The 12,416-nt window shown below is 42.6% G+C and carries 11 protein-coding genes; 2 read left to right on the top strand and 9 right to left on the bottom strand.

Features of this window, described 5'->3' with window-relative positions; translation table 11 throughout:
* Positions 1–502: hypothetical protein (locus AN389_RS05275; RefSeq protein ID WP_200911302.1), on the top strand; the 502-nt coding region annotated here is incomplete at its 5' end.
* 126 nt (positions 503–628) lie between these two features.
* On the opposite strand, the gene gcvP is transcribed toward AN389_RS05275, so the two are convergent.
* The 4 genes from gcvP to AN389_RS05295 all read right to left on the bottom strand — a co-directional run bounded on the left by gcvP (position 629) and on the right by AN389_RS05295 (position 5,916).
* A complete protein-coding gene (gene gcvP, locus AN389_RS05280) occupies positions 629–3,520 on the bottom strand; it encodes an aminomethyl-transferring glycine dehydrogenase (RefSeq protein WP_055019408.1) in 2,892 nt (963 codons plus the stop codon).
* A 154-nt stretch (positions 3,521–3,674) separates the two neighbouring features.
* Positions 3,675–4,064, bottom strand: coding sequence for a glycine cleavage system protein GcvH (gene gcvH, locus AN389_RS05285; protein WP_055017488.1), 390 nt, complete (start codon positions 4,062–4,064; stop codon positions 3,675–3,677).
* A gap of 71 nt (positions 4,065–4,135) precedes the next feature.
* Entirely contained in the window at positions 4,136–5,218 is a 1,083-nt protein-coding gene (gcvT, locus tag AN389_RS05290) for a glycine cleavage system aminomethyltransferase GcvT (RefSeq protein ID WP_055019409.1), read from the bottom strand.
* A 98-nt stretch (positions 5,219–5,316) separates the two neighbouring features.
* A complete protein-coding gene (locus AN389_RS05295) occupies positions 5,317–5,916 on the bottom strand; it encodes a hypothetical protein (protein WP_055014144.1) in 600 nt (199 codons plus the stop codon).
* Between the two features lie 126 nt (positions 5,917–6,042).
* On the opposite strand from AN389_RS05295, the gene AN389_RS05300 reads away from it, so the two are divergent.
* On the top strand, positions 6,043–6,891 hold the full coding sequence (locus AN389_RS05300) for a LysR family transcriptional regulator (protein WP_055019410.1): 849 nt from the start codon (positions 6,043–6,045) through the stop codon (positions 6,889–6,891).
* Positions 6,892–7,007: 116 nt separating this feature from the next.
* Here the strand turns inward: AN389_RS05300 and rlmB are convergent, their stop codons facing one another.
* From rlmB to AN389_RS20530, 5 genes are all read right to left on the bottom strand, one after another.
* Positions 7,008–7,751 (bottom strand): 23S rRNA (guanosine(2251)-2'-O)-methyltransferase RlmB, encoded by a 744-nt coding sequence (gene rlmB, locus AN389_RS05305; RefSeq protein ID WP_055014146.1) that lies wholly within the window; start codon positions 7,749–7,751, stop codon positions 7,008–7,010.
* Entirely contained in the window at positions 7,748–10,246 is a 2,499-nt protein-coding gene (rnr, locus tag AN389_RS05310) for a ribonuclease R (RefSeq protein ID WP_055014147.1), read from the bottom strand. The genes rlmB and rnr overlap by 4 nt, the downstream gene beginning before the upstream one ends.
* A 145-nt stretch (positions 10,247–10,391) precedes the next feature.
* A complete protein-coding gene (locus AN389_RS05315) occupies positions 10,392–11,006 on the bottom strand; it encodes a DNA-binding response regulator (RefSeq protein WP_055014148.1) in 615 nt (204 codons plus the stop codon).
* Between the two features lie 2 nt (positions 11,007–11,008).
* Complete coding sequence (locus AN389_RS05320) at positions 11,009–12,106, bottom strand: sensor histidine kinase (RefSeq protein ID WP_055017490.1); 1,098 nt, start codon at positions 12,104–12,106, stop codon at positions 11,009–11,011.
* Entirely contained in the window at positions 12,103–12,273 is a 171-nt protein-coding gene (locus AN389_RS20530; RefSeq protein ID WP_162838340.1) for a hypothetical protein, read from the bottom strand. Before AN389_RS20530 ends, AN389_RS05320 begins: the two co-directional genes overlap by 4 nt.
* Positions 12,274–12,416 lie beyond the last annotated feature (143 nt).

The raw sequence follows: 12,416 nt of genomic DNA on the forward strand, positions 1-12,416 counted from the left end.
AAGAAAATTGTGTTCCGATGTTAAATTTGAAACTATACAGCATGAATTGGCAAGTATTGACGGCATAGATGTTAATACTTTTGAAAAAAATCAAATTTCTGCTTATTCGTGTATTCAGCATTGTGATCTTCACGGTAAAAACATCCTTATTTCCGAAGATAAACATCCAATTATTATAGATTATGGTGACGTTAATGAACAAAGCAGTGACATAGACATTGTTACGTTGGAACTCAGCCAGTATTTTCATCCTTCTATTAGAGAGAGGTTTTCACCTTCAATAGAGTTATTCGAAAATTGGTTTAATGATGATTACTATTTAAAAAACTCTCCGACTCCTGAAGTTTCAAAGTTCTTAAGAGACTGGAAATCAGACAGTTCATTTATGAACAGACAGTACATTGTTTCCGTGTATTCCTATGCTGTCAGACAGTTAACATATGATGGTACTAACAAAAACTACGCAAAAGCTCTTATTAAGGCTGCAATTAACAATTTTTAAGCAAAAAAGCGGATCATTAAGATCCGCTTTTCAACTTTGTTCTTAAGCTAAGTTAACCAACTTAAATAAGATAACCATCTTAATTAAAGCGTTAACCAACTTAATTACATGATCACATCTCTGCTCTTAATCACGGTAAGTCTCTACCGCTGGGCATGAACACACTAAGTTACGGTCGCCGTATACGTCATCTATTCGTGTAACGGTTGGCCAAAACTTGTCTTTAGCAACGCTTGGTACTGGGAAGGCTGCGTAAAAACGGTCGTACGCGCGATCCCATTCGTTACCAAGTACATCTGCTTGTGTATGCGGTGCAAACACAAGTGGGTTGTTTTCGATTGACCATTCGCCAGAGATTACTTTGTCGATTTCACCTTTGATAGATACCATTGCTTCGATAAAGCGGTCTATCTCGCCTTTTGACTCAGACTCAGTTGGCTCAATCATCAATGTGCCCGCTACTGGGAACGACATAGTTGGTGAGTGGAAGCCGTAATCTTGTAGGCGCTTAGCGACGTCCATTTCAGTAATGCCTGACGCTTCTTTTAATGGGCGTAAGTCAACAATACATTCGTGCGCAACGCGGTTGTTGCGGCCACGGTATAAAATTGGGAAGTGCTGGCTTAGCTCGTGTGTTAAGTAGTTAGCATTAACGATTGCCATTTCAGTGGCTTGTTTTAAGCCCTCTGAACCCATCATGGTAATGTAAGCCCATGAAATAGGTAAAATAGCCGCTGAGCCGTAAGGCGCTGCCGATACCGCACCGTTGTTAATATTTGTACCTGGTACGTTAATTACGCTGTGGTTTGGCATAAATGGCGCAAGGTGCGATTTAACACCAATTGGGCCTACACCTGGGCCGCCGCCGCCGTGTGGAATACAAAATGTTTTATGCAAGTTTAAGTGCGATACATCTGAGCCAATAAAGCCTGGGCTTGTTACGCCTACTTGTGCGTTCATGTTTGCGCCGTCCATGTAAACTTGGCCGCCGTGCTGATGAATAATGTCACAAATTTCGCGAATGGTTTCTTCGTAAACACCGTGTGTAGACGGGTATGTGATCATGATACACGATAAGTTTTCAGACACTTCTTCTGCTTTCGCTTTAAGATCTGCCATGTCTACGTTACCGTTTTTATCGCAATCTACCACGACAATTTTCATGCTAGCCATTTGCGCAGATGCAGGGTTAGTACCGTGTGCTGAGCTTGGAATTAAACATACGTTACGGTGCGCATCGCCGCGTGACTCATGGTATTTACGAATAGCAATTAAGCCTGCGTATTCACCTTGTGCGCCAGAGTTTGGCTGTAGTGAAACCGCATCGTAACCGGTAATGTTAACTAGCCAGTCGTGCAGCTCGTTAATCATTATTTGGTAACCTTCTGCTTGGTCTAGCGGGCAGAATGGGTGAAGGTTTGCAAATTCAGGCCAAGTAATAGGGATCATCTCAGCGGTCGCGTTTAGTTTCATGGTACATGAACCTAACGAGATCATTGAGTGGTTAAGCGCTAAATCTTTGTTTTCTAGACGCTTAATATAGCGAAGCATGTCTGTTTCGCTGTGGTAGCTGTTAAAATTTGGATGCGTTAATACTTCGTCATCACGTACTAAACTAGCTGGAATAGAGTCGCTACCGTTTGCTTCAATATCGGCAGCAATAGCGTCTACACTCAGGCCGTGGCCTTCACCAAGTACAATATCAAATAGCTCAGCTACGTCTTCACGTGTGGTGGTTTCTGAAACTGAAATTGAGTATTCACTGTCGTGGTTTGTAGCAAAGTTAACGCCTTTAGTAAGGGCGCGTGCTATTACGTCATCTTTGCTGTCGCCAACGATTGTTAGCGTATCAAACCAAGTGCTGTGCTTAAGTGCGACACCTTTAGCTTTTAAGCCAGCTGCTAAAATATCAGCAAAGCGATGTATACGCTGCGCGATAGTTTTTAAGCCTTGTGGGCCGTGGTACACCGCGTAAAACGCTGCCATGTTGGCAAGTAGTACCTGCGCTGTACAAATGTTTGAGTTGGCTTTGTCGCGGCGAATGTGTTGTTCGCGCGTTTGCATTGCCATACGTAGTGCATCGTTACCTAAACGGTCTTTAGATACACCAATAATACGCCCTGGTAATGAACGTTTGTAAGCATCACGTGTTGCAAAAAATGCAGCGTGTGGACCGCCGTAACCCATAGGTACACCAAAACGCTGAGCCGAACCAAGTACTACGTCAGCACCTAGTTTACCCGGTGCTTTTAATAGTAATAAACTCATAATGTCGGCAGCAACACAGGCAATGGCCTTTTTGCTTTGTACGCCAGCAATTAGGTCGGTTACATCGACTACTTCACCCGATGTAGATGGGTATTGGAAAAGTGCACCAAAAATGTCGTGGTTAACGGCATCTTCTGCTTTACCTACAATTATTTCAAAACCAAACTGCTCAGCACGGGTGCTGACTACGTCAATAGTTTGTGTGTGTACGTCGTCGGCAATAAAAAAGGCATTGGCTTTTTTAGCTTTAGATACGCGTTTTGCAAGGCCCATAGCCTCAGCAGCAGCGGTTGATTCGTCAAGTAACGAGGCACTTGCTAAATCTAGGCCTGTTAAATCTAGGGTCATAGTTTGAAAGTTTAATAACGACTCTAAACGCCCTTGCGCAATTTCTGGCTGGTACGGCGTGTACGCAGTATACCAACCTGGGTTTTCTAGTACGTTACGTAAAATTACGTGCGGTACGTGCGTTGGGTGGTAGCCTTGGCCAATGTACGATTTGAAAACTTTATTTTTGCTTGCTACCGATTTTAAGTAGCTTAGTGTTTCAACTTCAGTACGGCTTTCGCCAACTGTTAATGGCTGCGCTAAGCGAATGCTTGCAGGTACAGTTTGGTCGATCAGCTCTTGCACACTTGATACTTCTAAAGCACTTAGCATATCGCTTACTTGTGCTGGGCTTGGCCCAATGTGGCGGCGAATAAAATCTTGCTTTTGCTCTAACTGTTCAAGAGATTTGGCGTTTGACATGCGTCTAGATTCCTATGATCCTAAATACTAACGGGTAATTAGTATTGATTAAAATATGTGATGATTTAATAACTTACTGTGTATGGGGAGTAGGCCGTTAAATCATAAAAGCCCCAAAAACAGTGAATGGGGCTTTTGTCATCTACTTAGAGTATTACTCTTCGTCGATTGTGTTAGCGTAGTCTTCTGCGCTAAGTAGGTTTTCAAGCTCTGACTCGTCAGTTGCTTTAATGCGGAATAACCAGCCGTCACCGTATGGGTCGTTGTTAACCGTTTCTGGTGCGTCTTCTAGCTCTTCGTTAATCGCTACAATTTCGCCGCCAATTGGCGCGTAAATGTCTGATGCAGCTTTAACCGACTCTGCTACTGCACAGTCTTCGCCTGCATCTACTTCGTCGCCTACTTCAGGTAGCTCTACAAATACCATGTCGCCAAGCAGCTCTTGTGCGTGCTCAGAAATACCCACAGTAAATGTACCGTCACCTTCGTTGCGAACCCACTCGTGAGAAGAGGCGTATTTTAAATCGCTAGGGATATTGCTCATTATTTTGTTCCTTTGGTTTATATTGGGAGGATACCAATCACAAAATTATTGTGATTGGTATAACCAAATTTTTAAATGATTGATTTGCCGTTACGTACAAAGCTAGGCTTTACTACTTTAACGTTAACTAATTTTTTGCGCATTTCTACTTGGGCTGTATCCCCTGTTGAACGCGGTACACGTGCAAGGGCTACACTAAAACCAAGCGTTGGTGAGAAAGTACCTGAGGTAATAACCCCTTCTCCACCTTCAACGATTACTTTTGAGCCGCTACGCAATACGCCTTTTTCTTCAAGCACTAGGCCAACAAGCTTGTCGGTGCTTTTTTCAGCGCGTTGCTTAACAAGTACGTCACGACCAATAAAGTCACGATCTTCTGGTTCCCATGCAATAGTCCATGCCATGTTAGCTGCAAGTGGCGATACGCTCTCGTCCATATCTAGGCCGTAAAGGTTCATACCTGCTTCTAAACGTAGCGTGTCGCGTGCACCTAAACCAGCAGGCTTAACACCTGCATCTAGCAGTTGCTGCCATAAATCAGCTGCTTGCTCGCTCGGTACTACAATTTCGTAACCGTCTTCGCCAGTATAACCCGTTGTGGCAATAAATAAATCACCCACTTGTACACCAAAAAATGGCTTCATTCCTTCAACAGCGGCTTGTTGCTCGGCATTTAAAAGTGTGGCTGTTTTTGCTTTTGCGTTAGGGCCTTGTACTGCAATCATTGCAAACTCTGGGCGCTCAGTAACGGTTACTGTAAAGTCGGCAGATACCTTAGCTAAGTGTGCTAAATCTTTTTCGCGGGTGGCAGAATTTACCACTAAGCGGTAAAAGGTTTCGCTAAAGTAGTAAATAATTAAGTCGTCGATTACGCCGCCTTGCTCGTTAAGCATGCCAGTGTAAAGCGCTTTACCTGGGACAGTTAATTTTGCCACGTCGTTTGCTACTAACTTACGTAAAAATGCTTTTGCTTGCTCGCCTTCAACATCCACAATCGTCATGTGCGATACGTCAAACATACCTGCATCGGTACGCACGGCATTGTGTTCTTCTATTTGTGAGCCGTAGTTGATTGGCATTTCCCAGCCATGAAAATCAACCATTTTTGCGCCTGCTTCAAGGTGCTTAGCATGTAGTACAGTTTTAGAAGTCATAACATTCCTTCACTTTTAAATTAACCCTGTGCGGGCGTGGCTTAAATAGGTTTAACTAAACAGGCAAACATAGTTATGTTTACCGGTTATTTTATGTATTAAGCAGCTTGGTTTTGCATTAGTGCAAAACCTTGTGCTTGTAAGTGCTGTTGCCATTTTTGTAGTGCTTGTTGCTTGGCGACTAACACAAAATGTTGTTCGTCGTTTTTGTCTATTGCAGTAATAAATACATCACCGCTTTGTGCGCCATAGCATAGTTGCGGGTTTGATAAACGCAGCCCAGGCGTTAATTTAAACGCGCTAATTAGGGCATCAAAGGCATTTTCTCCACACAGCGCAAGGGTTGCAAGGTCGCTACGTAGTACATAGTCAATATCAAAACGAAGTTGTTGTTCGTTTATAAGTGCTTGTAATTGCAAGCTTGCGCTATATGGCAATACAAATCTAAATGCGGTTTCGCTAAAGTAATAAACGGCAAAGCTATAGTCTGAATTTAAATCGCCATCAAGCGTGCCTTTTAGGCCTAAGCCGCTTGCTGTAAGCTTTGTTAGATCTAACCCTAAAATAGTGCTTAAAAATACACTGGCTTCACTGCCACTAAAATCCATTACAACCAGGTTGTTATTAGCTTGCACGGCATTAGTCACTGCACTTGCAGCATTGCTGTGGCGGGCAAACATTATTGGGTTAAAAGTCATAACAAACACCTGTGTATTTTTGATACCAAAAGTATATTGCGCCACTGTGACAACAACAAATTGTAATTATTAATCAATTGATAAATAATACTTATATATATGGCTATATAAATTGTAATTTTAAATATGAAAAACATATCAACCGACAGTTTGCGTACCTTTATCATGGTTGTTGAGGTAGGTGGATTTGCAAAAGCTGGCGACCTGCTGGGCTTGTCGCAGCCTGCGGTAAGCTTGCAAATTAAACGCCTTGAAGATTTACTCGGTTATAAATTATTTAAAAAACAAGGCCAGCGCCAGGTGCTTAACCAGTACGGTGAGCTACTTTTGCCTATGGCAAAACAAATGATGCAGTATAACGATGCTATTTTGCAGCAATTCACCTCAGAGAGCATAACCGGTAAGGTGCGCTTGGGTATTCCTAGCGAATTTGCTGCGCGTATTTTGCCCTCTATCATTGGTGACTTTGTTTCGCTTTATCCAGAGGTATCGTTAGAAGTTAAATCACGCTTGAGTAAGCATTTGCTGTCGGCTTCAAGGCAGGATCAATTTGATCTTGTTTTAGCGCTTAACGAGCGCCTTAATTCAGACAAGTTTCCTATTTTTATGCAAGATGAGCTAGTTTGGGTGGGCGATTTAGCGCAGGCTAAAAATGAGGTAGTTACCTTAGTAACTGCGCCCGAGGGCTGTATTTATAGGCGCCGTGCTACCGATGCACTTAAAAGCGCTGGTATTAAGTATCGTATTGTATACAGTAATGCCGACTTAACTGGGTTAATAGCCGCCATAAAAGAGGGATTAGGAATTACTGTGCTGGCTAAAAGCACGGTACCAAGCGATCTTAATTTTCAGGCACAAAGTAAACATTTACCTGCCCTTGGTAGCATAGGCATTAGCTTAATAAAAAGCGGGGGGGAGTCAGAGCACGCAGTAGACAAACTCGCTGAGTTTATAGCCTTACGTTTAGGCTATTAATCTACGTTTAATACTAATTTAACAGCCTGAAAATAAAAACGCCGAGATTAAATAAACCTCGGCGTTTTACTCATTTTGCGTTAGGTTTTTACCAATACGCAATATAATAGAGCAACTTAGTTATTTGCGTTACGTTGGCGTAGCACTTCAAATAAACAAATACCCGTTGCTACCGATACATTTAAGCTAGACACAGTACCTGCCATTGGAATTTTAACTAATACATCGCAATGCTCACGCGTTAAACGGCGCATGCCCTCACCTTCTGCGCCCATTACAATGGCCATTGGCCCAGTCAGGTTTGCATCAAACACGTGGGTGTCTGTTTCGCCCGCAGTGCCCACAACCCATACGCCTGCATCTTTAATTTCACGCAGCGTACGTGCAAGGTTTGTTACCTGAATAAGCGGTACGGTTTCGGCTGCGCCACAGGCTACTTTACGTGCTGTGCCGTTAAGCTTGGCCGACTTATCTTTAGGTACAATAATGGCGTGTACGCCTGCAGCATCGGCACTACGTAAGCAAGCACCTAAATTATGCGGATCGGTTATGCCATCTAACACCAATAAAAACGGCGTGTCTTCGCGAGCAATGATCTCATCTAAATCTTTTTCGTTATAAACACGCGCTGCTTTTACATTAGCAATTATACCCTGGTGTTGCTCACCGTTTGCTTTGTTGTCTAACGCTTTTCGCTGCATAAATTGTACAGAAATACCAAATTTACGTGCTTCATTAATAATCGGGGTTAAGCGCTTATCATCACGGCCTTTTAGGGCGTAAATTTCTAAAAAACGCTCTGGCTCTTTTGCTAAAATTGCTTCAACAGAGTGAAAGCCAAAAATTAATTCATTACTCACGTATTATTTGCTCCTGAGCTATTACGTTTACGGGCGTTTTTGCCTGGTCTTTTAGGCTTTTTAACAGCCTTTTTTTTCGATTTTTTCTTAGCGGTGGTTTTTTCAGCGGCTTTTTTACCGGCTGGCTTTGCGCCAGACTTACCTGCAGGTTTACCTTTACTTTTGCTGGCTGGTTTTTTACCTGCTTTAGGTTTTTCATCACCTGATGTGTTTTTTCCAGGGATTTTACCCGCTTTAAGCTGCGATCTTACACTTGCCGGTACATGGCTTGGTTTACCGCGCCCTTTAGCTGCACCACGGCGACGGGCGTATCTATCTTGAGCTACATCACCACTGAGCGTTAAATTTATACGGCGCTCATCTAAGCTTACCGAAGCCACTTGCACTGTTACTTTATCACCAAGGCGGTAAACGGTATGTGTATGCTCACCAATAAGGGTGTGTTTTGCCCCATCATGATGGAAGTATTCATCACCTAAATTAGTAACATGGATCAGACCATCAATTTGTAAGTCGTCTAGGCGTATAAATAAACCAAAGTTAGTAACGGATGAAATAACCCCGTTAAACTCATCACCCACGTGGTCTTGCATAAACTCACATTTAAGCCAGTCGGCAACTTCACGCGTTGCGTCGTCTGCGCGGCGCTCGGTGGTTGAACACTGCTCGCCTAGTTGGTCTACTTCATCATCGGTGTACGCGTATGCCCCCGATGTTTGCTGACCTTGTGCTTTTATTACCGCTTTAATTGCACGGTGTACCACTAAATCAGGGTAACGGCGAATCGGTGAGGTAAAGTGGGCGTACGCAGGCAGCGCTAAGCCAAAGTGGCCTATATTGTCTGGCTGATAAACCGCTTGCTTCATAGAGCGAAGTAGCATGGTTTGAATAAGCTCGGCCTCTGGGCGGTCGCCTAAACGGGCTAACACTTGGGTAATTTCTTTCGGTGTTGGCTCATCACTTAATGTGCTTTGAATGCCAAGTTCACTTAAAAACTGCGTAAAGTTACCTAGTTTTTCTTGATCTGGCTCATCGTGCACACGGTAAAGCGCGCTGGCTTCGTGTTTTTCTAATAATTTAGCCGCCGATACGTTGGCTAAAATCATACATTCTTCAATCAATTTGTGCGCGTCGTTACGAACAACCGGCACTATTGATTCTATTTTACGGTGTGCGTTAAATACAAAACGCGTTTCGAGTGTTTCAAACTCAATAGCACCACGGGTTTGGCGCGCCGACTTAAGCGCCATATACATTTGCTGTAAATCAGTTAAATGTGGCACTACGGGTGCGTATTCTTCGCGTAGTTTTTCATCGCCTTGTAAAATGGCATTTACTTTGGTGTAAGTTAAACGTGCATGCGAGTTCATCACCGCTTCGTAAAACTTATAGCCCGAAAGCTTACCTGCATCTGATACCGTCATTTCGGCCACCATACAAAGGCGGTCTACTTTAGGGTTAAGCGAACACAAACCGTTAGACAACACTTTAGGCAGCATCGGAATTACTTGCTCAGGAAAATACACTGAGTTACCGCGGGCTATCGCTTCTTTATTTAGTGGCGTGTTCATACCTACATAATGCGATACATCGGCAATGGCTACCCATAAGCGCCAGCCACCCGATTTTTTACGCTCACAATATACGGCATCATCAAAGTCGCGAGCGTCTTCACCATCTATGGTGACCAGTGGCAGGTCGCGTAGATCTACACGGCCTTGTTTGTCGGCTTCTTCAACAAACTCACCTAAATGAGCAACTTGCTCTTCCACTTCTTCTGGCCAAACATGAGGAATATCGTGATTGCGCAGTGCCACTTCTATTTCCATACCTGGCGCTAAGTGCTCGCCCAGTACGTCAATAATTTTACCTACTGCGTTCATGTTACGGCTAGGGTTTTGCGTAATTTGCACTTGCACCATTTGGTTATGGCGCGCGCCGTTTTCACTGCCTGGCAAAATAATAATATCTTGGGTAATACGTGGGTCTTCTGCTACAACAACGGCAATACCATGCTCAACAAAGTAACGCCCCACAATAGGAGCGCGCTCATTGGTAAGGACTTTAATTATGCGGGCATCACATTTTGAGCCTGAGCCACGCTTTGTGCCTTTAGCAAGTACAATGTCACCATGCAGCACCATGTTCATTTGATGCTTGGCTATAAACCAATCTTTGCTCTCGCCTTCAACTTCTAAAAAGCCAAAACCGTCTCTGTGGCCAATTACTTTGCCTTTAGTTAAACCGGCTTCGTCAATTAGGGCGTAACATTTAAACTTATTAAAATACAATTGGCCATCGCGCTCCATGGCACGAAGGCGGCGCTTAAATGCAATTTGGCGTTCGGTGTCGTTTACAGCTAATTCATCACAAAGTTGCGTGAAGTTAGCAGGTTTTGAACGCTCTTGAAGGTGAGTAAGTATAAACTCACGACTAGGGACTGGGTTTTCGTACTTTTCTTGTTCTCGGCTGAGATTTGGATCTTGGTTTGACATTCACTATCTTGTTAGTTGGTTATGTAGGTATTTTAACCCATATACGTAAAATGAGACAGGTAAAAGCGTATGAAACTTTTAATAAACCGTTTAATGAGTAAAACATACGCTCTATGGCCTTAATCATCACTTAATATAAGCGCGACTATAACCAGCCTTTTTGCTTGGCAATACGCGCTGCATCTACACGGTTAGTGGCGTTGAGTTTTGCGATAGCATCGGATAAATAATTACGTGTTGTGCCCTCGCTTATAAACAGCTGTTTGGCTATGTCGCTTGTTTTTAAGCCATCGCTTGCAAGCTTAAGGGCTTTGCGCTCTTTATCGGTGAGCGGGTCGGCGTCATCAAGCGCGTTAATGGCAAGCTCTGGATCTATCACCTTTTGCCCTTGCATTACTTTTTTAAGTGCATTGATAAGCTCATCACTGGGTGCTTCTTTTAAAATAAACCCTTTAACACCTAGGGCGAGCGAGCGCCTAATATAACCCGCTCGCGAAAACGTGGTCATAATAACCATTTTAATAGACGGGAACGTGGCCGCTATTTGCTCACTTAGCTCTATACCGCTCATGTGTGGCATTTCAATATCGGTTAAAATTATGTCTGGTAATGCTTCATCGGCCAGTGCTTTTATTGCATTAAAGGCATCTTGGCCGTTACTGGCTTGGCCTATCACTTCGATATTAAAATCAAGGCTTAACAATGCCCCTACTGCGTCGCGCACGAGTGCTTGATCTTCCACTAAATATACTTTGATCATTGTTAATCCTTAGCTGAAATTGGCAGCATTACGTTTAAAGTAAACTTATCGCCACAAGTAAACGTGGCATGGCCATTAAGTTGCTCTGCGCGCTCTTTAATACCATTTAAACCGTTACCTGTGTTTAACGTGCTGCAAGGTGCGTTATCAATCACACTTATTTGCAGCTGATGCTGTGTTTGCTCTATGTGTATCTCACAGTTTTTATTACTGCTATGACGTAATAAATTAGTGACTGCTTCTTTAATTATAAGCCCTGCGATCCCTTCTACTTTGGGAGGTAAAGTATCTAATACAACATTAAAGTTAACGTTAAAGTCTTGTTCTATTAGCCTTTGTTTTAGTTGTGCTATTTGACTTATTAAATTGAGTTGCTTTAAATCGCTCACGGCGTTTCTTACATCGCTAAGTAACTGTCTTGCTAGATCTGCTACTTGTGCTATTTCGTTATTGGCTTGCTCGTATCGCTCCCCTTGGTTTAGCTTATTAGCAAGTTCGGCTTTTAATGCAATAGATGAAAGTGAGTGGCCTAAAATGTCGTGCAGGTCGCGGGCTATTCGCTCACGCTCTGCAATAGCGGCTAACTGCTCTAATTGGTTTGCGCTTTCTTGTTCACGCTTTTTATGCAGGCGCTCTTTTTGGGTTGCAATACCAAAGGCCAGCAGCGCTCCTGATATTAATAAAGTGCCGGCTAAAAAGTATTTTATGTTTGCTATATCTGCCAAATAAGCACTTAACGCCACCGTAAATATAAGGCTAAAAACGGCATATAACCTGCTTTTTTTAACATACGATTCACCCGCTATAAACGCGATAAAACCATATAAAGTAGAGGTGCCTGTGGTATAAAATGTGGCGCTAAAACATACCAAAAGCATAACAATAAACAATGTTGTTATGTGCTTTGTTTCACAATGCATGGCTTTTACGTAAAGCAAAATAAATACAATATAAAAGGCCACGCTCATGACAATGGTATTGACTGGTAAGTTAGATAAGTTAAAAAGCGTGGGAAGTAAATAAAACCCAGTAAAAATTAGGGGCGCATATTCCCAAAACTTTTTATTACTGGGCTTTGAAAGCGTATTTGTTGTACTCATGCCAGTGCCCTTAGTTCATTATTTTTGTTTATAACACTATTTTTATTAATAAATATAAATAACACAAAAATACTAATGAGTATAAAGTAATCATTTATTGAAACACTTAAGCTAAATGATTCTAAAAACTCACTAATAGCGAGACTTATTAAAATTAACGTATTCATAGCCACCTCCCATTAAGATAAGTTAACTATGCCAAAGCCAAAAAATAATAAGCGTGTCAAATGTCATCAACTTTGCTGACATTTGTCATGTTTTAAAAATTTCATCCTGTGAGTTCGCACCCAGTGATAAGATAATAAAAAAA

This window comes from Pseudoalteromonas sp. P1-7a, from assembly GCF_001401855.1.
Classification (GTDB): Bacteria; Pseudomonadota; Gammaproteobacteria; order Enterobacterales; family Alteromonadaceae; genus Pseudoalteromonas.